24 protein-coding genes and 1 riboswitch are annotated in these 22272 nt (G+C 67.4%); of the genes, 16 read left to right on the top strand and 8 right to left on the bottom strand.

Going from position 1 to position 22272, the window contains the following annotated elements; translation table 11 throughout:
- Positions 1 to 142: 142 nt before the first annotated feature.
- Genes ACF8NF_RS17425 through ACF8NF_RS17415 form a run of 3 tightly spaced genes read left to right on the top strand, consistent with a single transcriptional unit; the run spans position 143 to position 3113 of the window.
- Positions 143 to 1153, top strand: coding sequence for a tripartite tricarboxylate transporter substrate binding protein (locus ACF8NF_RS17425; protein ID WP_017405022.1), 1011 nt, complete (start codon positions 143 to 145; stop codon positions 1151 to 1153).
- Positions 1154 to 1197: 44 nt separating this feature from the next.
- The gene (locus ACF8NF_RS17420; protein WP_374005259.1) at positions 1198 to 2208 is read left to right on the top strand and encodes a Bug family tripartite tricarboxylate transporter substrate binding protein; all 1011 of its coding nucleotides are present in this window, start codon (positions 1198 to 1200) and stop codon (positions 2206 to 2208) included.
- Between the two features lie 44 nt (positions 2209 to 2252).
- Entirely contained in the window at positions 2253 to 3113 is an 861-nt protein-coding gene (locus ACF8NF_RS17415; protein ID WP_017405020.1) for an oxaloacetate decarboxylase, read from the top strand.
- Between the two features lie 17 nt (positions 3114 to 3130).
- Here ACF8NF_RS17415 and ACF8NF_RS17410 read toward each other — a convergent pair whose 3' ends face one another.
- Positions 3131 to 3727, bottom strand: coding sequence for a TetR/AcrR family transcriptional regulator (locus tag ACF8NF_RS17410; RefSeq protein ID WP_026062285.1), 597 nt, complete (start codon positions 3725 to 3727; stop codon positions 3131 to 3133).
- A 122-nt stretch (positions 3728 to 3849) separates the two neighbouring features.
- Between ACF8NF_RS17410 and ACF8NF_RS17405 the strand changes: the two genes are divergently transcribed.
- Positions 3850 to 5070, top strand: coding sequence for an MFS transporter (locus ACF8NF_RS17405; RefSeq protein ID WP_374005261.1), 1221 nt, complete (start codon positions 3850 to 3852; stop codon positions 5068 to 5070).
- 43 nt (positions 5071 to 5113) lie between these two features.
- On the opposite strand, the gene ACF8NF_RS17400 is transcribed toward ACF8NF_RS17405, so the two are convergent.
- Positions 5114 to 5995: a LysR family transcriptional regulator gene (locus ACF8NF_RS17400; RefSeq protein ID WP_374005262.1), complete on the bottom strand. Its 882-nt coding sequence runs from the start codon at positions 5993 to 5995 to the stop codon at positions 5114 to 5116.
- Positions 5996 to 6108: 113 nt separating this feature from the next.
- On the opposite strand from ACF8NF_RS17400, the gene ACF8NF_RS17395 reads away from it, so the two are divergent.
- The gene (locus ACF8NF_RS17395) at positions 6109 to 7653 is read left to right on the top strand and encodes an MFS transporter (protein WP_017405017.1); all 1545 of its coding nucleotides are present in this window, start codon (positions 6109 to 6111) and stop codon (positions 7651 to 7653) included.
- Positions 7654 to 7756: 103 nt separating this feature from the next.
- Here ACF8NF_RS17395 and ACF8NF_RS17390 read toward each other — a convergent pair whose 3' ends face one another.
- Together ACF8NF_RS17390 and xseA are read right to left on the bottom strand one after the other, a co-directional pair.
- Complete coding sequence (locus ACF8NF_RS17390) at positions 7757 to 8338, bottom strand: superoxide dismutase (RefSeq protein WP_016445904.1); 582 nt, start codon at positions 8336 to 8338, stop codon at positions 7757 to 7759.
- A 318-nt stretch (positions 8339 to 8656) separates the two neighbouring features.
- Positions 8657 to 9982, bottom strand: a complete 1326-nt coding sequence (xseA, locus tag ACF8NF_RS17385) for an exodeoxyribonuclease VII large subunit (protein ID WP_047327748.1) — start codon at positions 9980 to 9982, stop codon at positions 8657 to 8659.
- A gap of 395 nt (positions 9983 to 10377) precedes the next feature.
- Between xseA and ACF8NF_RS17380 the strand changes: the two genes are divergently transcribed.
- The 6 genes from ACF8NF_RS17380 (at position 10378) to adk (ending at position 14495) form a co-directional block, all read left to right on the top strand.
- A complete protein-coding gene (locus tag ACF8NF_RS17380; RefSeq protein ID WP_016445902.1) occupies positions 10378 to 11010 on the top strand; it encodes a MotA/TolQ/ExbB proton channel family protein in 633 nt (210 codons plus the stop codon).
- A gap of 22 nt (positions 11011 to 11032) precedes the next feature.
- Entirely contained in the window at positions 11033 to 11458 is a 426-nt protein-coding gene (locus ACF8NF_RS17375; protein ID WP_012205405.1) for a biopolymer transporter ExbD, read from the top strand.
- 12 nt (positions 11459 to 11470) lie between these two features.
- On the top strand, positions 11471 to 12487 hold the full coding sequence (gene lpxK, locus ACF8NF_RS17370; protein WP_392450969.1) for a tetraacyldisaccharide 4'-kinase: 1017 nt from the start codon (positions 11471 to 11473) through the stop codon (positions 12485 to 12487).
- Between the two features lie 64 nt (positions 12488 to 12551).
- On the top strand, positions 12552 to 12734 hold the full coding sequence (locus tag ACF8NF_RS17365) for a Trm112 family protein (RefSeq protein ID WP_016445900.1): 183 nt from the start codon (positions 12552 to 12554) through the stop codon (positions 12732 to 12734).
- A gap of 53 nt (positions 12735 to 12787) precedes the next feature.
- Positions 12788 to 13582 (top strand): 3-deoxy-manno-octulosonate cytidylyltransferase, encoded by a 795-nt coding sequence (gene kdsB, locus ACF8NF_RS17360; RefSeq protein ID WP_016445899.1) that lies wholly within the window; start codon positions 12788 to 12790, stop codon positions 13580 to 13582.
- Positions 13583 to 13838: 256 nt separating this feature from the next.
- Complete coding sequence (gene adk, locus ACF8NF_RS17355; protein WP_016445898.1) at positions 13839 to 14495, top strand: adenylate kinase; 657 nt, start codon at positions 13839 to 13841, stop codon at positions 14493 to 14495.
- A 90-nt stretch (positions 14496 to 14585) separates the two neighbouring features.
- Here adk and ACF8NF_RS17350 read toward each other — a convergent pair whose 3' ends face one another.
- Entirely contained in the window at positions 14586 to 15575 is a 990-nt protein-coding gene (locus tag ACF8NF_RS17350; RefSeq protein WP_392450968.1) for an asparaginase, read from the bottom strand.
- Positions 15576 to 15673: 98 nt separating this feature from the next.
- Here ACF8NF_RS17350 and lexA point away from each other — a divergent pair, with 98 nt between their 5' ends.
- Positions 15674 to 16348 (top strand): transcriptional repressor LexA, encoded by a 675-nt coding sequence (gene lexA / locus ACF8NF_RS17345; protein ID WP_016445896.1) that lies wholly within the window; start codon positions 15674 to 15676, stop codon positions 16346 to 16348.
- A 162-nt stretch (positions 16349 to 16510) separates the two neighbouring features.
- Positions 16511 to 16918 carry a hypothetical protein gene (locus ACF8NF_RS17340; protein WP_016445895.1) on the top strand — a complete coding sequence of 136 codons (408 nt, stop codon included), beginning with the start codon at positions 16511 to 16513 and terminating at the stop codon, positions 16916 to 16918.
- Positions 16919 to 17001: 83 nt separating this feature from the next.
- Here the strand turns inward: ACF8NF_RS17340 and ACF8NF_RS17335 are convergent, their stop codons facing one another.
- Positions 17002 to 18183: an MFS transporter gene (locus ACF8NF_RS17335; RefSeq protein ID WP_016445894.1), complete on the bottom strand. Its 1182-nt coding sequence runs from the start codon at positions 18181 to 18183 to the stop codon at positions 17002 to 17004.
- 141 nt (positions 18184 to 18324) lie between these two features.
- Between ACF8NF_RS17335 and ACF8NF_RS17330 the strand changes: the two genes are divergently transcribed.
- The 3 genes from ACF8NF_RS17330 to ACF8NF_RS17320 all read left to right on the top strand — a co-directional run bounded on the left by ACF8NF_RS17330 (position 18325) and on the right by ACF8NF_RS17320 (position 20822).
- Positions 18325 to 19206 (top strand): AraC family transcriptional regulator, encoded by an 882-nt coding sequence (locus tag ACF8NF_RS17330; protein WP_392450967.1) that lies wholly within the window; start codon positions 18325 to 18327, stop codon positions 19204 to 19206.
- Positions 19207 to 19363: 157 nt separating this feature from the next.
- The gene (locus tag ACF8NF_RS17325; protein WP_017405010.1) at positions 19364 to 19840 is read left to right on the top strand and encodes a sigma-70 family RNA polymerase sigma factor; all 477 of its coding nucleotides are present in this window, start codon (positions 19364 to 19366) and stop codon (positions 19838 to 19840) included.
- A 4-nt stretch (positions 19841 to 19844) separates the two neighbouring features.
- Complete coding sequence (locus ACF8NF_RS17320) at positions 19845 to 20822, top strand: FecR domain-containing protein (RefSeq protein WP_034363887.1); 978 nt, start codon at positions 19845 to 19847, stop codon at positions 20820 to 20822.
- 57 nt (positions 20823 to 20879) lie between these two features.
- On the opposite strand, the gene ACF8NF_RS17315 is transcribed toward ACF8NF_RS17320, so the two are convergent.
- Positions 20880 to 21431, bottom strand: a complete 552-nt coding sequence (locus ACF8NF_RS17315) for an ATP-binding protein (RefSeq protein WP_016445890.1) — start codon at positions 21429 to 21431, stop codon at positions 20880 to 20882.
- A 178-nt stretch (positions 21432 to 21609) separates the two neighbouring features.
- Positions 21610 to 21996 (bottom strand): fluoride efflux transporter CrcB, encoded by a 387-nt coding sequence (crcB, locus tag ACF8NF_RS17310; protein ID WP_016445889.1) that lies wholly within the window; start codon positions 21994 to 21996, stop codon positions 21610 to 21612.
- An 81-nt stretch (positions 21997 to 22077) separates the two neighbouring features.
- A riboswitch (Fluoride riboswitch) is annotated at positions 22078 to 22141 on the bottom strand.
- Positions 22142 to 22272 lie beyond the last annotated feature (131 nt).

Below are 22272 nucleotides of genomic sequence, written 5' to 3'. Positions count from 1 at the left end.
TGCAGAGCAGACTTTTCAAGAATCACAAAACCCATTCACATCAACAACTTGCGATATCAAGGGTTTACCCTTTGATCCGGTGGCATGCCACTTGCAAACAGGGCAGGCGTTTCAATCATTTCAAGCATTTCCAGGAGACCCCATGAACCAGCCATCCCGCCTGCCCCGCCGCACCGCCCTGGCCACCCTGCTTGCCGCCGCGCTGCCGCTGGCCGGCGTGACCTGCTCCGTCGCTGCACGGGCTGCCGGCGCCGCCGATGCCTGGCCCACCCGCCCCATTCGCCTGGTGGTGCCGTTCTCGGCAGGCGGCGCCAATGACCTGATGGCACGATCGGCTGCCGAAGGCGCGTCCAGGATCCTGGGCCAGCCCGTGGTGGTCGACAACCGCGCGGGTGCGGGAGGCACGGTGGGCGCCGACATCGTGGCCAAGGCCCAGCCCGACGGCTACACCCTGCTGGTGAGCGCGGCTGGCGTGATCTCCAACAGCATGATCAAGAAGACCATGCCGTTCAAGGACGATGCGCTGGTTCCGGTGGCCATGATCGGCCTGGCGCCGTCCGTGATCGTGGTTCCCAAGAACGCGCCCTACCAGAACCTGCGCGATTTCGTCGAGGCATCGAAGAAGGGCCAGGGCTTCAATTTCGCCACGGCCGGCACGGGCAGCACGCCGCATTTCGTGGCCGAGATGCTGAACGTGAAGTACGGCGCCCAGCTGCAGCCCGTGCCCTACAAGAGCGGGTCGGAGAGCACGACGGCCGTGCTGGGCGGGCAGGTGGAGGGCACGTCGGAGGCCAGCATCATCGCCCTGCCCCACATCCTCAACGAAGGCAAGTTCAAGGCCCTGGCCACCACCTGGACGCAGCGCATCTCGGCCTATCCGCAGCTGTCCACCGCCGTGGAGCAGGGCTTTGCCGAGCTGCAGATCGCGCACTGGGCCGGCATCCATGCGCCCAAGGGGACGCCGCCCGCCATCCTGGACAAGCTGGCCGCCGCCGTGGACAAGGCCATGAAGGAGCCGGCCACGGTGGAAAAGCTCAAGGGCCTGGGCATCGAGCCCATCGGCGGCACGCGCGCCGAGTTCGTGAAGTTCACAGACGCCGAACGCAAGCGCCTGGGCGAGATCGTCAAGGCCGCGAACATGCAGGAAAAGTGAACCGCTTGCGCCATCACCACCGATCCCAACCGAGACAAGACACCATGAATACCCGCCGCAACACCCTCCGCCTGGGCATGGGCCTGGCCCTCAGCGCCATCGCCACCGCTGCCGCCCTGCTCGCCGCCCCCGCCACCGCCGTGGCCCAGGGCGCAGATGCCTGGCCCTCGCGCCCCATCAAGCTCATCGTGCCCTATGCGGCTGGCGGCTTTGCCGATACGCGGGCCCGAAAGATCGCCGACAAGATAGGCCAGAGCCTGGGCCAGCCCATCGTGATCGACAACCGCGGCGGCGCGGGCGGCGTGACGGGCACGGATGCCATTGCCAAGGCCACGGACGGCCATACCTTCGGCTTCGGCTCGCCAGGCCCGCTGGTGACCAATCCCATGCTGATGAAAAAGCTGCCCTACAACGCCGCACGCGACCTGCAGCCCATCATCCTGATCGAAGAGGCGCCTCTGATCCTGACCACGGCGCCCAACCAGCCGTTCAAGACCGTGGCCGAGCTGGTGGCTGCAGCCAAGGCCAAGCCGGGCACGCTGACCTATGGATCGTCGGGCGTGGGCGGCGCCCACCACCTGTCGGGCGAGCTGCTGGCCTTCCAGACGCGCACGGACATGGTCCATGTGCCCTACAAGGGCGGCGCGCTGGCAGCCACCGACCTGATGGGCGGGCACCTGGCCTTCATGTTCGAGATGGGCTATGCGGCCTTGCCCGCCATCCAGGGCGACAAGGTCAAGGCGCTGGCCGTGTCCAGCAAGCAGCGACTGAAGGTGCTGCCCAGCGTGCCCACGCTGGATGAGGCGGGCATCAAGGGCTTCGAGTCGTACAACTGGCTGGGCATGATTGCACCGGCCAGCACGCCGCCGGCCGTGATCGAGCGCCTGAACAAGGCCGTGAACGAGGCCCTCAAGGACGCGGAGGTGCGCGCCATGATCGAGAACACGGGCGGCATGGTCATGGGCGGCACACCCCAGGCCTACGGCAAGTTCATCGAGGCCGAACGCGCCAAGTGGGGCCCGGTGATCAAGAACGCCAACATCACGCTGGACTGAGCGCCAGCACGCGCATCGCTTTTTCCCATCCGACAGAACCCTCCATGAACACCAAGCAACAACTCAAGGCCCTGGCCGAAGCACGCCGCGGCGTGCTCGTGCCCGGCGCATTCAACGCACTGTCCGCGCGCGTCGTGGCCGATCTCGGCTTCGAGGCCATCTATGTGACCGGCGCCGGCGTGACCAATATGTGGTTCGGCCTGCCCGACCAGGCCTTCATGGGCCTGACCGACATCGCCGACCACACGGCCCGCATCCGCGACGCCGTGGATCTGCCGCTGATCGTCGATGCCGACACCGGCTTCGGCAACGCGCTCAACACCTACCACGCCGTGCGCACGCTGGAGCGCGCGGGCGCCGACTGCATCCAGATCGAGGACCAGATCAGCCCCAAGCGCTGCGGCCATTTCAATGGCAAGGAAGTGATTTCCACCGAGGAAATGCTGGGCAAGATCAAGGCCGCCGTGGACGCGCGCCGCGACCAGGGCACGCTGATCATGGCGCGCACCGATGCCTGCGCCACGCAGGGCTTCGAGGCTGCCGTCGAGCGCGCCCAGCGCTTTGCCGAGGCGGGAGCCGACATCCTCTTCGTGGAGGCCGTGACCCAGGCCGAAGAAATCCGCGCCCTGCCCCGGCGCCTGTCCACGCCGCAGCTGATGAACATGGTGATCGGAGGCAAGACGCCCATCACCGACGCGGGCGAGCTGGCAGACCTGGGCTATGGCCTGGTGCTGTATGCCAATGCCGCGCTGCAAGGCGCCGTGGCCGGCATGCAAAAGGCGCTGGGCCAACTGCGCAACGAGCGCAGGGTGGACGAGAATCCCGCCGTGGTCGCCCCCTTTGCCGAGCGCCAGCGCCTGGTCAACAAGCCGTTCTGGGATGCGCTGGAAAAGAAGTACGAGTGAAGCACGAGCGAGGGCGCTCAGCCCCTCGCAGGCGCCTTCCACCCCTTGAGCGTCAGCTCCAGCGCCTGCAGCGCCTGCTGCAGGCGTTCGGGGGGCGCCCCTTCCTCGGCAATCCAGAATGCCGACTCCACCAGGCAGCCATTGAGCAGGCGCGACATGGCCAGCGGATTGGCACGCACGATCACGCCGCGCTCCATGAGCTGCTCCAGGTAGCCGGCCACGAAGGCGATGCAGGCACGGTGCTGCTCGCCCTGGTCCGTGCCCGTCAGCACGGCGCGCGCATCCTGCAGCACGATGCGGCGTATCTCGCCCTCCTGCGCCATGGCCAGGTAGGCACGGCAGTAGGCCAGGAACCCCTCCCAGGGATCTGCATGGTCGGCCAGCACCTGCTCAAGGCGTGCGTCCATCTCGGCATCCATCTGCGCCACCACGGCGGCCAGCAGGCCCGGCTTGCCACCGAAATGGTGGTACAGCGCGCCGCGCGTCAGGCCGGCCTTGGCCGTCAGTTCGTCCATGGAGGCCTGGGCATAGCCCTGGCTGCCAAAGGCCTCGCGCGCAGCCTCGATGAGCTTGGCGCGTGTCTCCTCGATCATGCTGGCCCGGCTTTTGCGCATGGCGCACTCCATTCACATACAAAACGTATGCCAATGATACGGCGCGTCATGGGCAACCCGTAGAATCGCTGACATACGCCGCGTATGTGATTGCAGCGGCCTGTCCGTCTTCCGAGGTTTCCATGTTCCACGCCTACCGCCAGCTGTTCTCCCGGCCCGGCACGGCCGCCTTTGTGCTGGCCGGTCTCCTGGCCCGCCTGCCCCTTTCCATGACGGGTATCGGCCTGATCACCATGCTGTCCCAGCAGCGCGGCGCCTACACGCTGGCCGGCGCGGTCGCTGCCTGCTTTGCGCTGTCCATCGCGGTGCTGGCGCCCCGCATCTCGGCCCTGGTGGACCGCCATGGCCAGCGCAAGGTCCTGCCCTGGGCGGCGGCCGTGAGTGCTGCCGCCATGTTTGCGCTGCTGGCGTGCGCGCATTGGCAGGGACCGGAGTGGCTGCTGCTGGTGCTGGCAGCGCTGGTGGGTGCCCTGCCCAGCATGCCGGCCATGGTGCGTGCGCGCTGGACCGTGCTGCTGCGCGGCACGCCACAACTGCAGACGGCCTATGCGCTGGAGGCCGTGCTGGACGATGTCTGCTTCATCGTCGGCCCGCCCCTGTCGGTCGGCCTGAGCATGGCGCTGTTCCCCGAGGCCGGGCCGCTGGCCGCCTCCTTGCTGCTGCTGGTGGGCGTGGCGCTGTTCGTGGCCCAGCGCCGTACAGAGCCACCCGTGGACACATCGCAGCGGCGCACGCGCCAGCAATCGCTGGCCCGCCATCCCGTGGTGCGCACGCTGGCGCTGTTCATGCTGGCCCAGGGCATCATCGTGGGCACCATCGACGTGGCCAGCGTGGCCTTTGCCACGCAGCAGGGCCAGCCGGCGGCGGCCAGCATCGTGCTCTCGTTCTATGCGTTGGGCTCCTGCGTGATGGGACTGGTGTTCGGCACGCTGCGCCTGAAGGCGCCGCTGCACCGCCAGATCGCCTGGGTGGGCGCCTCGGTCTGCATCACGGCCGTGCCCCTGCTGCTGGCCACCAATGTGTTCACGCTGACCCTGGCCGTGCTGCTGGCCGGCATTACCTTCGGCCCGACCATCACTGTGGCCATGGGCCTGGTGGAGCAGCAGGTGCCGCCCCAGCGCCTGACGGAGGGCATGACCTGGCTGCTGACCGGCATTGCCATGGGCGTGGCCCTGGGCGCGGCCGCCGCAGGCTGGGCCACCGACCTGTGGGGCGCACGCATTTCCTTCGTGGTGGCGCTGCTGGCCGGTGTCGCCATGTGGGCCCTGGGCGTGCTGGCCGCACGCCAGGCACGAGCGAAAGAGAGCCAGCCCGCCGAAGACGCAGCCGCTGCCTGCACCTGAACACGGCCCCAACGCCCGCGCCAGCCCAGACTGCTCAGGCCGCTCAGGCCGTGGCCATCAAGGCCAGCAGCTCGGCCAGGCGCTGGCGCATCCACAGCGCTTCGGCCCCGGGCGCCAGCCCTTCCAGCCAGAGCATGCGCACGGTCAGCGGCGGCAGCGCCAGCCCCTCGCAGGCGCGTTGCCGCAGATGCGGGCGCAGATCGCCGAACTCGGCAATATTGACCGGCAGGATGGCCCAGCCCAGGCCGTCGGCCACCATGTCGGCAATCACATAGAAGCTGTTGGAGCGCCAGACGGCGGGACTGAGCACGGTGTCCTCCACGCCCTCGATGTGCATCAGCAACTGGCGGTGCGCGGCCAGTTGCCTGCGCGTGAGGGCCGCCGTGCCATCGAGCACATGGCCCTTGGCCACGCAAATGGTCTGCGGCACGCTGCCGATATGGCGCTGGGCACAGGTGGCCGGCGCAGGCGCTCGGTCGAACTGGAAGGCGACCTGGGCACGCTGCGCCGCCACATGCTCGGCCACTTCGGAGGCCGTGCCGTTCAGCACGGTCAGCTCCATGGCCGGGAAGCGTGCCGCCAGCTCCTTGAACAGCTGGGCCAGCGGCACATAGGGCAATGCCTCGTCCAGCGCAACGGCCAGGCGCGCCTGCCCGCCTGCGGCCAGGGCGCGTGCGCGGTGGTCCATGGCCTGGGCCTGGTGCAGCAGGGACCGGGCCTCCAGCAGCATGACCTCGCCTGCGGCCGTGAGCCGCACATGGCGTCCCACACGGTCGAACAGCTCCAGCCCCAGATCGGCCTCCAGCAGGCCGATGGCCGTGCTCACGGCCGACTGCGCACGGCCCAGGCGGCGCGCAGCCTCGGTCATGGTGCCGGCCTCGGCCACCGCCACGAAATGCCTCAGTCTGTCCAGTGTCCATTCCATTCATCAATTTTATGGATTGAATCAAACTTTGATAAAGCATTTTATTGATGGAAACTGCCGCTTTCATCCAAAGGAAGCTCCGGCCCACAAGGCCAGGGGCAAACAGGTGCTTTATGGCGTTCACGACGCAAACCCGGGTCCCCGCTGCGGGGCATCCCTCCAAATCTCTGGCGGCCGACCCGCGCCGCTGGCTGGTGCTGGCCATCGTCTCGGTGGCGCTGCTGCTCATCGTCATCGACATGACGGTGCTCTACACGGCACTGCCGCGCCTCACGCATGACCTGGCGGCCACGGCCTCCGCCAAGCTGTGGATCGTCAATATCTATGCCCTGGTGGTTTCCGGCCTGCTGCTGGGCATGGGCACGCTGGGCGACAGGCTCGGCCACAAGCGGCTGTTCATGGCCGGGCTGTGCGTGTTCGGCCTGGCATCGCTGTGCGCGGCCTTTGCGCCCTCGCCCGCCCTGCTGATTGCGGCGCGCGCGCTGCTGGGCGTGGGCGCGGCCATGATGATGCCGGCCACGCTGTCCCTGATCCGCCTGAGCTTTGCCGATGAGCGCGAGCGCGCGCTGGCCATCGGCATCTGGGCCTCGGTGGCATCGGGCGGTGCGGCCTTCGGTCCCGTGGTGGGCGGGCTGCTGCTGGAGTATTTCTGGTGGGGCTCGGTGTTCCTGATCAACGTGCCCATCGTGCTGCTGGCCCTGCCCCTGGCCTGGTGGCTGATTCCCGCAGGCGGCGCCACCTCGCAGCGGCCCTGGGACTTTGTGGGCTCGCTGCAGGTCATGGCAGGCCTGGTGGCAAGCACCTACGCGATCAAGGAGGCTGGCAAGCAATCGCCCGACTGGGTCCTGGCCGCCGTGACCCTGGTGCTGGGCCTGGGCTTTCTTGCCCTGTTCGTGCGGCGCCAGCGGCGCAGCAGCGACCCGCTGCTGGACTTCGCGCTGTTCCGCAACCCGGCGTTTGCCACGGCCGTGGCCTCGGCCCTGGTGGCTGCGGCAGCGCTGATCGGCATGGAACTGGTCTTCAGCCAGCGCCTGCAGTTGGTGCAGGGCCTGTCTCCGCTGCAGGCGGGCCTGGCCGTGCTGCCGCTGCCGCTGGCCGCCTTTGTGGCCGGCCCCGTCGCAGGCCACTGGCTGCCGCGACTGGGTGGGGCCCGCATGCTGCCGGCCTCCCTGTTGCTGTCGGGCCTGGGCATGGGCGGCTACCTGCTGGTCCATGACATGGGCTGGTGGCCGCAGGCGGGGGCGCTGGCCCTGCTGGGCCTGGGCATAGGCGCGGCTATGACCACGGCGTCGAGCACCATCATGCAAAGCGCTCCCGCAGACCGTGCAGGCATGGCGGCTTCGGTCGAGGAGGTGTCATACGAGCTGGGCGGCGCCCTGGGCGTGACGCTGATGGGCAGCCTGCTGTCGGCCGTGTACGCAGGCTCTTTGCGCCTGCCTGAGGGGCTGGGCCTGGCCCTGCCCGATTCCGTGCGCGACAGCCTGGACGAAGCCCTGCTGGCCGCCGAACAGCTGAGGCCTCAGGCCGCGCACCAGTTGACCGAACTGGCACGCACGGCCTTCGGCCAGGGTTTCAGCGCCGTGATCGCCGGCGCCACGCTGCTGCTGGTGTGCACGGCGCTGTGGACGGGGTGGCGGCTGCGCGGTCAGCGCCGCTGAACGGCGGCACCCCGGCCTCAGCCAGAAAGCCAAAAAGCCCCTGTCGGGGCTTTTTGGGCGCTGCGTGCACGTTGCGCGTGCACATTGCTGGCAGGTGCTTCGATCAGGCGAAGTTCTGCTCGGCAAACTTCCAGTTCACCAGCTTGTCGAGGAAGGTCTCGACGAACTTGGGACGCAGGTTGCGGTAGTCGATGTAGTAGGCGTGTTCCCAGACGTCCACGGTCAGCAGGGCCTTGTCTTGCGTGGTCAGGGGCGTGCCGGCGGCGCCGGTGTTGACGATGTCCACCGAGCCATCGGCCTTCTTCACCAGCCAGGTCCAGCCGGAGCCGAAGTTGCCCACGGCCGACTTCACGAAGGCTTCCTTGAAGGCGGCATAGCTGCCCCACTTTTTGTTGATGGCGTCAGCCAGGGCGCCGGTGGGCTCGCCGCCACCGTTGGGGGCCATGCAGTTCCAGAAGAAGGTGTGGTTCCAGATCTGGGCTGCGTTGTTGTAGATGCCGCCGGAAGACTTCTTGACGATCTCTTCCAGGGTCATGCTTTCGAATTCGGTGCCCTTTTGCAGATTGTTCAGGTTCACCACATAGGCGTTGTGGTGCTTGCCATGGTGGTACTCCAGCGTTTCCTGGCTGTAGTGGGGCGCCAGCGCGTCAATCGCATAGGGCAGAGGGGGCAAGGTATGTTCCATGGTGTTTCCTTCGTGGTTGAAATCTTTTAGGACGGGCCAGCACCTGTTGCGCAGAGCGCCTGCAGCGCCTGCCGTGACCGTCGCGCGGGGCCTGCATTGCGCGCATTGCTGCGAGCCCTGGCCCTCACGCACCCGAACGGGCATTGTAGGAACAAGTTCGTGACCCTGCGGCGAAAGCGCGCTCCAAATCGGCCATCTTGGCCCGCTGCCGCGAGGGTGGATGTGAATTGACCGCAATCCGGCCAATCGGCCTACACGGATACCGCCTGCCGCCCGCCACTCCCTGCACGCCGAACGCTGCACACAGCGGGCCGCAGTTCAGAGCAGGCGCGGCTGCGTCACCACCAGGTCCAGGCTGCCGTCCGCCAGTTGCGCCTGCAGCGCCGTGCCCGGTGGCGCACGGCGCGCCTCGGTCACGGGATGGCCCTCGGCATCGGTGAGCAGGGCATAGCCTCGCTGCAGCACCAGGCGCGGGTCCAGCAGTTGCAGGCGAAGCTCCATGCGCGCCAGGTGATCCGCGCGCCTGTCCAGGCCGCGGCGCATGCCGGCAGGCAGCTGCGCCTGCAGGCCCTGCCCCGCATGGTCCATGCGCTGCAGCCTCAACTGCATGGCATGGCGCAGGCGCTGCGCCTGGCGGCTGAGCTGCAGCCGGCTGCGCGCCAGCTGTTCGCTGGGCCGGCCCAGGCGCTGCGACGCCAGGTCAAGGCGCTGCTGCTGGCGGTCCAGCAGCCGTTGCACCCCGTCCTCCAGCCGGCCCTGCATGAGCTGCAGCGCACCCAGCCAGACTTCGCGCGGCTGGCTCACCAACTCTGCTGCCGCCGTGGGCGTGGGCGCGCGCAGGTCGGCGCAGAAGTCGGCAATGGTGAAGTCGGTCTCGTGCCCCACGCCGCTGATCAGCGGCACCGGGCTTTGCACGATGGTGCGGGCCAGGCGCTCGTCATTGAAGGCCCAGAGGTCTTCGATGGAGCCGCCGCCGCGCACCAGCAAGATGGTGTCGATGTGCGGCGCGCCGGCCACCGATCCCGCGCCTTCCTGCGCCAGCCCATAAAGCCTTTGCAGCGCGTCGATCAGCGAGGCCGGTGCCTGCGCGCCCTGCACCAGGGCCGGCACCAGCACCACGGGGATGTGGGGCACGCGGCGGCGCAGCGCGGTGATCACGTCGTGCAGCGCGGCAGCCCCCGGCGAAGTCACCACGCCAATGCCGCGCGGCAGCGGCGGCAGGCTGCGCTTGCGCGCCGCATCGAAGAGGCCTTCGGCCTCCAGCTGCGCCTTCAGCCGCAGGAACTGCTCGAACAGTGCGCCCTGGCCTGCACGCTGCATGCTTTCGACGACCAGTTGCAGATCACCGCGCTGCTCGTAGACACCCAGCCGGCCCCGCAACTCGACCAGCTCGCCATCGCGCGGCGAAAAGTCCATGAGCTGGGCCGCGCGCCGGAACATGGCGCAGCGGATCTGCCCGCCGGCGTCCTTGATGCTGAAGTAGCAATGGCCGCTGGCCGCGCGCGAGAAGCCGCTGATCTCGCCGCGCACCGCCACCGGATTGAAGCGCGCCTGCAAGGCATCGCTCACGGCGCGGCACAGCGCGCCGACTTCCCAGACCAGCGGCGCCGCTGCTGGATTCATTGCGCCAAATGCACCGCTCATGCGGGCTCCCGGTCAGCATGCAGTGCAACATTCTCCACAGGCCGGCAGATGCAGCCTTGAAGAGGCACTTTGGCGATGATTTGCACAAGCAATCTCAAGAATACCTCGCAAGCATTTGATTAATAAGAGATTTTTTACTGAAACAAAGAATTCACATTTGTCACAGTGATCATTCGCCGTCGCCGCCGCATCTGCGCAGGCAGCTTGATAACAAAGTTATCCACAGAAAATTGTGCTATATGAGCAAGCCCGAGGCCGGAAACCGGGACACCGCCCGTTGCCTGGATGCTGCGCCCGGTCACAGTTTTAGGCCGATCGCGCAGCCGGGACGCCTGGACCGGCCACATGGCTGGGCCATAATCGTCGGCTGCAGTTAAACGCGGGGGGAAAACAACTTGCTGTCGATCATACAAGCCGCAGGCTGGCCGATCTGGCCACTGATTGCCTGCTCCATCCTGGCTCTGGCCCTGGTCTTTGAACGCTTCGTGGCGCTGAAAACAGCCCGTGTTGCGCCGCCTGCCCTGTTGGGCGAGGCGATTTCCGTGTCCTCGCGCGGCCTGCCCAGTCAGGAAGTCGTGCAGCAACTGGCACAGAACTCCACGCTGGGCGAGGTCCTGGCCAGCGGGCTGCGCGCACTGCAGGCCCATCCGGACAGCAGCGAGGAAGAGCTGCGCGCGTCCATGGAAGGCGCCGGCCGCGCCGCCGCCCACACGCTGGAAAAACACCTGAGCGCGCTGGCCACCATCGCCTCTGCCGCCCCTTTGCTGGGCCTGCTGGGCACGGTGATCGGCATGATCGAGATCTTCGGCTCGCAAGGCGGCGCATCGGCCACCGGCGGCAGCAACCCCGCCCAGCTGGCGGCCGGCATCTCCATCGCCCTGTACAACACGGCCTTCGGCCTGATCGTCGCCATTCCGGCCCTGATCTTCTGGCGCTACTTCCGCGCCCGCGTCGACGGCTACCTGCTGGGCATGGAGCTGGCTTCCGAACAGTTCGTGCGCCACCTCACCCGCGTCGGCGGCAAGTGAACCAGCACGCGAGAGACCTGACATGAACTTCCGTCCCCGCCGCCGTGACGAACCCGAGATCAACCTGATCCCGTTCATCGACGTGCTGCTGGTGGTGCTGATCTTTCTGATGCTGTCCACCACCTACAGCAAGTTCACCGAGCTGCAGCTGACCCTTCCGGTGGCCGACGTCGAGCAGCAGCGCGACCGGCCCCGCGAAATCATCGTCGCCATCGCAGCCGATGGCCGCTATGCCATCAACAAGACCGCCGTGGAAGACCGCAGCGTCACCGGCCTGACCCAGGCGCTGGCCGCAGCGGCCGTCGCCGGCAAGGACAGTGTGGTCATCATCAGCGCCGATGCCACTGCGCCGCACCAGTCCGTAGTATCGGTGATGGAAGCCTCGCGCCGCGCCGGACTGTCCCAGATCACCTTCGCCACGCAGACCTCGGCCAGCGCCGGGCGCTGAAGGCAAGCCGCCATGCCCCGGACTGGTCCTGCGCCCTCAGCCCGGGGGCTTCGCGCGGCCTGGCGCCGCCGCGGTCCGCTGGCCTGCGCGCTCCTTCCCCTGTCCCTGCTGTACCGCGCCCTGCTGGGCCTGCATCGGCTGCCTTATGCACTGGGTTTCAGGCGTGGGGGTCAGGCCGGCATTCCGGTCATCGTCGTCGGCAACGTGATTGCGGGCGGCGCCGGAAAGACCCCCGTCACGCTCGCCCTGGCCCGCCATCTGCGCGATGGCGGCTGGAGTCCCGGCATCGTCTCGCGCGGCTATGGCCGCAGCACGGACGACTGCCGCGAGGCCCGTCCTGACAGCGCCCCCGCCGACGTGGGTGACGAGCCCGCGCTGCTGGCTCGTGCCAGCGGCGTGCCGGTCTTCGTGGCCCGCAAGCGCATCGAGGCCGTCCAGGCCCTGCGCGCCCGCCATCCGCAGGTGGATGTGGTCATCAGCGACGACGGCCTGCAGCACCTGGCCCTGGCCCGCGACATCGAGCTGTGCGTCTTCAATGACGACGGCATCGGCAACGGCTGGCTGCTGCCGGCCGGCCCGCTGCGCGAGCCCTGGCCGCGCCCCGTCACCGCCGTGCTGCATGCAGGCGCAGCCCCCGACACCGACGCCCCCGCGTTTGCCATGCGGCGCCAGCTGTCCAGCGAAGCCGTCAATGCCCAAGGCGAGCGCATCGCACTGTCCGCCCTGCGTGCGCAGCCCGTGGAGGCCGTGGCGGCAGTGGCCCGGCCCGAAGGCTTTTTCTCCATGCTGACCCGCGAGCAAGGCCTGACGCTGGAGCATGTCCAGGCGCTGCCGGATCACTATAATTTTGAGAGCTTCCAGCGCCTGGGGCGCAACGAAGACCCGCTGGTCTGCACCGAAAAAGATGCCGTCAAGCTGTGGCGCACCCATCCCCAGGCCTGGGCGGTTGCGCTGCAATTGCAGCTGCCGGCGGATTTCTGGGCGCTGCTGGATGAGCGGCTGCAGGCACTGCGCCCCTGCCCCGCCTGACTATCATCTCCGTCTCGGCTGGCTGCCACGGCCCGCCCTTTCCCTTCAAAACACAGGATCCGCCATGGACGCCAAACTTCTCGAACTGCTGGTCTGCCCCGTTACCAAAGGCCCGCTGCGCTTTGACCGCGAGCACCAGGAACTGGTCTCGCGCAGCGCGCGCCTGGCCTACCCGGTGCGCGACGGCATTCCCGTGCTGCTGGAAACCGAGGCCCGCACGCTGGACGACGACGAGATCGAGGACTGATTTTTCCCATCATCTGCGCCGCCCCACGCCTTCGCCTCACTCCTGCACGCACCATGTCCTCCGCGCCCTTCACGGTTCTGATTCCCGCCCGCCTGTCTTCCAGCCGCCTGCCGGGCAAGCCCCTGGCCGACATTGCAGGGCTTCCCATGGTCGTGCGCGTGGCACAGCGCGCCAGCCGCAGCGGCGCCGCACGGTGCGTGGTCGCAGCTGATGACGAAAGCATCCTCGCCGCCTGTACCGCGCATGGCGTGGCGGCCGTGCTCACGCGCAACGACCATGCCAGCGGCAGCGACCGACTGGCCGAGGCCTGCGCGCTGCTGGATCTCGATGGCGATGACATCGTGGTCAATGTCCAGGGCGACGAGCCGCTGATCGCCCCCGAACTCATCGACGCCGTGGCCGCCCTGCTGCCCCGGCAACCTTCGGCCAGCATGGGAACGGCGGCGCATGCCATTGACAGCCTTGCCGACTTCGTCAACCCGAACGTGGTCAAGGTCGTCTGCGATGCCCAGGGCATGGCCCACTATTTCAGCCGTGCGCCCATTCCCTTGGCGCGCGAGCATGCGGACCAGGCATGGTGGGAGACGGCATCGGCAGCGTTGGGCCACCCCGGCTTCGCACCGCTGCGCCACATCGGCATCTACAGCTATCGCGCCGGCTTCCTGCGCAGCTTCCCCCAGCTTTCCCAGGCACCCACCGAGGCACTGGAGGCCCTGGAGCAGTTGCGTGCGCTGTGGCACGGCCACCGCATCGCCGTCCATGTCACACCCCATGCACCCGGCCCTGGCGTGGACACGCGCGAGGATCTGGAGCGGGTGCGCGCCCAGCTGTCCAACCCGCCGGCCTGAATCGGCCGGCCGCTGAAAACGCACAAATGGCGATGCCGGGCATCGCCATTTGCAGCAACACCGCCCATGCGGTTTTGTCGGACAGCAAAACGCAGGTTTTGGCGATTGCACAGGCGACAGTTTTGCCCCGTGCGTGTAAGCCAGTGTTGGCCCTGTGCGTGCTATCCTTGCCCGCGACAAAAATATGACGCATGGACTGTCCGCCCCGGTGGGCCGATCCGGCAGACAAGAATTTCTACTCTCCTCAAGGACTTCCATGAAACTGATTTTGTTGGGCGCACCCGGCGCCGGCAAAGGCACGCAAGCCGCTTTCATCTGCCAGAAGTACGGCATTCCCCAGATCTCCACCGGTGACATGCTGCGTGCCGCCGTCAAGGCCGGCACGCCCCTGGGCCAGCAGGCCAAGGCCGTGATGGACGCCGGCCAACTGGTCAGCGACGACCTGATCATCAATCTGGTCAAGGAGCGCATTGCCCAGCCCGATTGCGCCAACGGCTTCCTGTTCGACGGATTTCCCCGCACCATTCCCCAGGCCGACGCCATGAAGGCCGCCGGCGTGAAGCTGGACTACGTGCTCGAGATCGATGTGCCCTTCGATGCCATCATCGAGCGCATGAGCGGCCGCCGCTCCCACCCCGCTTCGGGCCGCACCTACCACGTCACGTTCAACCCGCCCAAGGTCGAAGGCCTGGACGACGTGACCGGCGAGCCGCTGGTGCAGCGCGAGGACGACAAGGAAGAAACGGTCAAGAAGCGCCTGGACGTCTACAGCAGCCAGACCCGCCCGCTGGTGGACTACTACCGCGCCTGGGCCGAGAAGGAAGCCGCAGCAGCCCCCAAGTACCGCGCCATCAGCGGCCTGGGCTCGGTGGAAGACATCACCCAGCGCGCCCTCGCAGCACTGGCTGAATGACGCAGGCCATGCGCCAGACCCCAGAAAAGCACCCGCCGGGTGCTTTTTTGTTGCCCGCCTGCATCTGAAGCGCCGGCGACGCCCGGAGGATCAGTCGCGCGGCTGCGCGGCCAGCGCCAGCATCATGGCAATCCGCGCCTTGGCTACGGGCAGTTGGACCAGATCGGCCTCTGCGGGGTCCGTGCCAAGCCCCGAGGCAACGGGCAGGCCTTCGGCGCAGCGCGTGCCCCGCCAGATCCAGACGCCTTTGTCGCGCGCACGCAGCAAGGCCGCTTCCATGCTTTCGTGAATGGTCGCATTGCCCGTGCCGGCCACCACGATGCCGCGCACGCCTGCGACCACCAGCGCATCCACGCCGCAGGCACGCGCCAGAGCACCGCTGAACACCACCTCGACCCAGGGCAGCTCATCCAGCGCCAGCAGGTCAGACAGAGCGGGAGCGGAAGTCACCATCCGCGCAACGGGGGCGACTGGCGTGACCGGCGCATCAGGCACCAGCCAGCGCACGCGTCCTTCCTCCACCACGGCCTGCGGGCCACCTTCCATGGAGCGCATGGCCTGCAGTCGGTAAGGGTGGACTTTTTGCACCTGGGCCGCCGCATGCACTTCGCCGCCGGCCACCACCCACACACCGCTGCGCCCGCCGCTGGCGGCCACGGTCACGGCATCGCGCAGATTCTGCGGTCCGTCGGCCAGCAGGGCCGTGGCCGGGCGCATGGCGCAAGTGAGCACTATGGGCTTGGTGGCAGGCAGCAGGCTGTGCAGCAGCCAGGCCGTCTCTTCCAGCGTGTCCGTTCCATGCGTGATCACCACGGCGCGTGTGTCCGCATCCTCCAGCGCCTGCGTGCAGGCACGCAGCAACGCGCGCCACACGGGCCAGTCCATATCCTTGCTGTCCATCTGCGCGATCTGCTGCGTCTGCACAGGCCCCAGCGCCTGCTGCTCCAGATCCGGCACGGCATCGAGCAGCGACTGCACTGTGATCTGTCCGGCCTTGTATCCCACTGCCTGCGACTGCGAATCCGCCCGGCCGGCGATGGTGCCGCCCGTGCCAAGAATCACCAACTTTGACTGCCCCACTTGCACCTCTTGGAAAACTGGTTAAAAATACAGATACTGTATAAATCATCAGATGACTTCTCTGCCTGCCATCTGAATTCAAGGACCGGACGCACGCCATGCTCGACCATCCCAAGCTCACCGCCCGCCAGCAACAGATCCTGGACCTGATCCAGGCCGCCATCTCCCGCACGGGCGCGCCCCCCACCCGCGCGGAAATCGCCAACACGCTGGGCTTCAAGTCCGCCAACGCAGCAGAGGAACATCTGCAGGCCCTGGCCCGCAAAGGCGTGATCGAACTGGTCAGCGGCACCTCCCGCGGCATTCGCCTGCGTACCGACACCGTGCGCAACATCAATGCCGCACGCGGCACCAGCTTCGGGCTGCCGCTGTCGGCCCTGGCGCCGCTGATGCTGCCGCTGGTGGGCCGCGTTGCGGCGGGCTCGCCCATTCTCGCCCAGGAACATATCGACCAGACCTATTCCGTCGAACCAAGCCTGTTCCAGGTCCGCCCGGACTATCTGCTGCGCGTGCGCGGCATGTCCATGCGCGACGCGGGCATCATGGACGGAGATCTGCTGGCCGTGCAGTCCGCGCATGAAGCCCGCAACGGGCAGATCGTCGTGGCACGCCTGGGAGATGAAGTCACCGTCAAGCGCCTGCGCCGCACCACGCAGGGCGTGGAGCTCCTGCCGGAAAACCCCGATTACCCGGTGATCCGCGTCGCTCCCGAAGAGGCCTTTGCCATTGAAGGCCTGGCCGTGGGGCTGATCCGCAACAGCATGTCCATGTAAACCGGACAGGCAGCCCTGCACGGGTTGCCACCCCCTACTTCATGCACCGCCCAGGTGGTAGGCGCGAAGCCTTGCAGCTTCGCCCTGGGCGGAGCTTTGCCCGCAAACCGCAATCCTGCCTGTGTCCATGCCTCTTTGAAATACGCCAACAGGAGTCGTCACATGGGATTCGCTCTGCCAACACTGTCTTCTCTGTCCTTCCTGCGCCTGGCACAGGGCATTCGCCTGCCCGCCGCCGCCATGGAGCCCGCCATGCGCACCATCCAGCCCGAATCGCCTGTGCAATCCGAGCAGGCGACCATCCTGTCCTTCAGCAAGGCCCGCCGCCGCAGCCAGCAGCGGCGCAGCAAGTCAGCACGGCTGCCAGAACACAGGGATGCGCAGCTGCTGCTGCCCCTGCAACCCGAACTGCCCTCCCTTCCGGCAGATCAGGCCCTGCCTTCGGGTCTGCGCATCATCCAGCGCTCGCCGCAGGAGCAGCCCGAATGCCTGTTCATCTCGGGCCGCATGGCCGATGTCTGTGCCGCCCTGGAACGCATGGAAGCGCACGGCGCGCAGACACCGGCCTGAGGTCGCCCTGAGACCAACCCGTCCACCCGGTCTGCGAGAGCCCGGGCCTGTCTCTTGCCTTGCCCAGCGGCAGGGGCTGCGCATCAGGCCCTGACAGCCGCCGGTGCAGCACTTCCCTCGCTGCGCCGATTGCGCATGCACCACGCCTGCGCCGCGGCAACGCACAGAATGCACAGCACGACGCTCAACGAAAAACGCAGTCCGCGCGCATCGGACAGCATGCCGAACAACGGCGCCACCATGCCACCCATCGACATGGCCAGCCCCAGGGTCAGCCCGCTGGCCGTGGCCTGGTTGCGCGGCAGATAGTCCTGGGCCAGCGTGACCTGGGCGGCAAACGGAAGAAACATGCACACGCCCAGGGCCATGGTGCAGGCCAGCGCCATCCATGGCGTGGAGGCCAGGGCCAGGGCCGCCAGAGCAGGCAATGCCAACAGGTAGCCGGCGCGGATGGCCTGCATGCGCCCCCGGCGATCTGCAAGCGTGCCCCCCAGCAAAGTGCCCACCGCCGCAGCGGCTGTGAATGAGGTCAGCGTGGCCGCTCCCATGAAGTCCGAGCCGCCCAGCTCGCGCGTCACGAACATGGGCAGGGTGGACAGCACCGTCACATAGGGAATCGACCAGCAGACGATGACCCCGCACAGCAGGAAGAAGGCGCGCCAGTGGTTGGCGGGCAATTCGCCCTGCGCCACGGCCGGGCGCCGGGTGGCGCAATGGTCCTTGGCTCCATCCCGCCAAGTACAGGCATACCAGAGCACCAGCATGGCCGCTGCAGGCAGGGCCAGCATCCAGCTGCGGTGCAAGGCGCCTGCGCCCACCACGGCCGCAGCCAGCATGGGAGCGAACGATGCCCCCGCCGTTCCGCCCACCGAAAATACGCTCATCGCCTTCTGCGAGCTGCCGCCCGCCATGCGGGCCGCCACCGTTGCGGACGGATGGTAGGCCGCGATCCCCAGGCCGCACAGCACGGCAGCCAACCAGCTGACCCAGTAGTCCGGGCTCATGCCCACCAGGGCCAGGCCCAGGGCGGCCACCACAAAGCCGGCCGGCACCATCCAGGGCCGTGGCGACCGGTCGGCATACAGGCCGAACAGCGGCTGGACCATGCTCGACAGGCCCGTGGCCGCCAGCATCAGGCCGCTGGCTTCCGTATAGCTGTAGCCGCGCTCCAGCACCATGAAGGGCAACAGCGCAGGAACCAGTCCCTGGTAGAGGTCGTTGATGGCATGCGTGCCCGTAAGCAGCCCCAGACGTGCGCGGTTCATGCCCTGCCTCCTGTCACGTCCGTCATTCTCGAAAGGGAAATCATCTCCATACCTGCCACTTTCCTGCGGATTGAAAGTGGGTCATCGTAGAAAGTGCATGATCTGCATTCCTGCTACGAAGCAACAACAATCGTCGAGAAAATGACAACCCGGCAAAGTGGCCCACTTTCCCATGCCCGCACCCGCGCCTGCCTGGATGACGTGCCTGCGGCCGCTCCATTGCCCCCGCACGGCGAGCACACGGCCCGCCCGGTCGTGGCCTTTGCCACAGACATGGCGGCCGGCGCTGCCATCGCACCGCATGCCCACCGCCGCGGCCAGCTGCTGCATGCCACCGAGGGAGTGATGCTGATCCGCGCGGATTCGGGCAGTTGGGTCGTCCCCCCGGGATGCGCCGTCTGGGTTCCACCACAGGCCCCGCACGCCATCCACATGGCCGCCGGCCCCGTGGCCATGCGCACCGTGTTCGTGGAGCCGGGGCTGCGGCCCGGCCTGTGGCAAGACTGCCGAGTGATGCAGGTCACGCCCCTGCTGCGCGAACTCGTGCTGGAGGCCATCGAGCTGCCCATGGACTACCCGCTGGGCGGCAGGGAGGAGCGTGTCATGCAGTTGATCCTCGACGAAATGGAGCGCGCCCGCGCCCTGTCCTTGCACGTGCCCATGCCCCGGCATGGCGCCCTGGCCGCCTGCTGCCGCAGCTTTGTGGACGACCCATCGCAGGACGCCGGCCTGGCCAGTTGGGCACAGCGGCTGCACATGCATCCCCGCACGCTGGCACGCCTGTTCCTGCGCGAGACCGGCATGAACTTCGGCGCATGGTGCCGCCAGGCCCGTCTTCTGCTCAGCCTGCCCCGGCTGGCCGCTGGCGCCTCGGTCCTGGAAGTGGCGCTCTCCCATGGATACGACAGTCCCAGCGCCTTCACCGCCGTCTTCCGGCGCAGCTTTGGCGCTCCGCCCAGCGCCTACCAGCGCAATCGCCCGGCGCAGGGCCGGCGTGGAAGTTCCGCCAGCATCTCCCTGTAGCGCACATGCAACAGAAAGATACCCAGTCCTCAGGAGTAAAGTCTGCGTGAAAGATAATTGATAAGCATTCTTATTATCTTTTGCAACCGAGACCGCCACGTTGCCCATCTCGGCTTCTACGCCCGGCCTCCCCGCTTCTTTCGCACAAGCCCTCTCCGTGCACAGCCTCTACCAGAATCACCATCCCTGGCTGGAAAGCCTGCTGCGCAAGCGCCTGGGCAACCGTGACGATGCGGCCGACCTGGCCCAGGACACCTTCGTGCGCCTGCTGCGCTCGCCAGTGCCGCAGCAGGACATCCGCGAGCCCAGGCGCTACCTGGCCACCATCGCCCGCGGCCTGGTCACCGACCTGTTTCGCCGCCGCACGCTGGAGCAGTCCTATCTGGACTATCTTGCCCAGCTGCCGCAGTCGCTGGCGCCTTCGCCCGAGGAGCAGGCCATCGTCCAGCAGACCCTGCTCGACGTGGACCGCATGCTCCAGGGCCTTGCACCCAAGGTGCGCGAAGCCTTCGTCCTGTCCCATTTCGAGGAACTGAGCTACCCCGAGATCGCCGAGCGCCTGGGCGTGTCGCTGCGCACCGTCAGCAACTACCTGACCCGGGCGATGGAGCATTGCTGCCTGGTCCTGGCATAGCCACATGGGCGAGGGATCTTTGGAAAGCAACGACCGACGGGCCTTGCATGAGGCCGCTGCCTGGCACGTGAAACTGCGCGGCACCGCGGTGACGCCAAGCCTGCAGCAGGCATGGACGGACTGGCACGAGGCCGACCCCGCCCACCAGCGCGCCTGGCTGCGCGTGCAATCCGTCACCGCACAGCTGTCGCATCTGCCCGCACCCTTGGCGCGCCAGGCGCTGGGCCGCCGCTCCGACCCCAATCGCCGTTCTGCGGTGCGTGCTGTGGCCCTTGGCCTGGGCAGCGGTGCCACGGCCTGGCTCGCCTGGAAAGGCGCGCCGCTCGAGCACTGGCAGGCCGCTCATCGCACCGCCACTGGCGAGCGCCGCGACCTGACGCTGCCCGACGGCTCCCTGGTGGCCCTGGACACAGCCACCTCCGTGGACGTGGCTTTCGACGACCGCCAGCGCCTGCTGCGCCTTTACCGCGGCCGCATCCTCGTCGCCACCGGGCCAGACGCACTGGGCCGCCCCTTCAGTGTGCAAACCCCGCAAGGCCATGTACTGGCCCTGGGAACGCGCTTCACGGTCCATGTCGCGGACGACGGCCTGTGCCATGTCAACGTGCAGGAAAAGACCGTGCGCCTGCAGCCCCTGGACAGCGAAGCCACCCCCACCGAGCTGCAGGCCGGGCAACACGCCGCCTTCTCGGCCAGCGCCGCCCAGCCACCCGCGTCTGCCGATCCCTTTGCCGCCAGCTGGCACGAAGGCGGACTGATCGCGCTGGACATGCCGCTGGGCCAGCTGATCGACGCCCTCGCCCGCTACCGGCCCGGCTACCTGGGCTGCACGCCCGAGGTGGCAGGCCTGCGTGTCTCGGGCGCCTTTCCCGTGGACGACACCGATCGCGCCCTGGCTGCGCTCGTCAGCCGCTTCCCCTTGCAGTTGAGCACCCGTACACGCTATTGGGTGCAAGTGCAGGCACGGTCTGGCGGGGATTGAGTAGGCGATCGAGGAGGCGTTCCAGTGGGCGAGCCGGCGGCCGCACGGCCTTTGCGGTCAGGCCCGCACATACGGGTGATGCACCACGTCGAAGCCCTCCTGTGCGCAAGGCGCGACAAAGTAGCTGGTGATCAGGTCGAACTGCTCATCGCTGGCCTGAAAGGGATGATCCCCCGCCGCATTGCGCGCACGCAGGCGCTGCTTGCAGACCTCATCGGGCACATCCAGGAAATGCAGGCGGTGGGAGGCACCCACCCTCTCGAACACGCTGCGCGCCCAACCTCTGCCTTCCAGCGTGTTGGCAGGAAAGTCCAGCACCACTGAAACGCCGGCATCCAGCAGCGCCTGCACATGTGCCCCCATCAATCCCTTGAGCCGCGCGCTGCAGCGCACATAGTCGGCCACCGACTGCATCTCGCCAGGATACAAACCGGCCAGCCAGGAATCCTCGCTGACCAGCACCGTGCCGGGCTGCGCCGCCAGTTGCCGTGCCAGCGTCGACTTGCCCGAGCCGATCTTGCCGCAGACCATGTGCAGCGTGGCCGGCCGCGCAGCGCGGGAATCGGCCTGGGCGTCGTCCGCATGGCGGGACGGTTCGAGAACCTGCATATCCATCTCCTGAAAGGCTTGTGAAAACCCTGGAGGCGGAATGAAAAAACCCGCCTGCTCTGGGCGGGTTGCATGGCGCCGAAGGCCGCTGGCTAACCCACCATCCAATGGATGGTGCGAATAATCTGCGTTGCGTTCAGGCGGGCCATGGCGCACAGCATAGCGCAATCAGGGCGCCTCAATGGGCCACCATCCGAACCAGCCCCAGCCCCGCAAACAGCGCGGCAACGCCCAGCACCAGCGAACCCAGCGCATACAGCACGGAAGCGAGCCAGTCGCCGCGCTCGTACAGCATGCCGATCTCCAGTGCGTAGGTCGAAAACGTGGTGAAGCCGCCCAGAATGCCCGTGGTGATGAACAGCCTCGCACTCTGCGGCAGCGAAGTCTTGAGCGCAAACCACTCCACCACCACCCCCATCACGAAAGCGCCCAGCACATTGATCGCCAAGGTGCCCAGCGGATAGGCACTGCCCACCAGCCGCAGTGCAAGCAGGTTCGAGCCATGCCGTAGCGCGGAGCCGAGGCCGCCGCCCACGAACACCAAAATGAAACCATAGATACCCATGACCGTCCTTTCATCAAACAACCGGGACGGGCGCGCCGGGCAGGATCAAGACACGGCCCTGCCACCGGCAGGACACGCCCCACCAAGGCAGGAGCCATCAGCCCCTTGCAGGGCGGTTTCGGGAAGCTCCATTCCCATCGTGCAGCCATTGCTGCGGTGGTCGAGTTTACTCCGGGCAAGCGAGCACAGGCAGCCATCCCGTGGCGGCAATACCGACCCTGCATCCCTTGCAGCGGCCTATTGGAATAACTTAACCTCAACCGATTCACCGTACCG

This window comes from Delftia sp. WSY_22 (genome assembly GCF_043104185.1).
Taxonomy (GTDB): domain Bacteria; phylum Pseudomonadota; class Gammaproteobacteria; order Burkholderiales; family Burkholderiaceae_C; genus Comamonas; species Comamonas tsuruhatensis.
The sequence above is the reverse complement of the archived record's forward strand: the minus strand, read 5'-3'. Positions and strand labels throughout refer to the sequence as shown.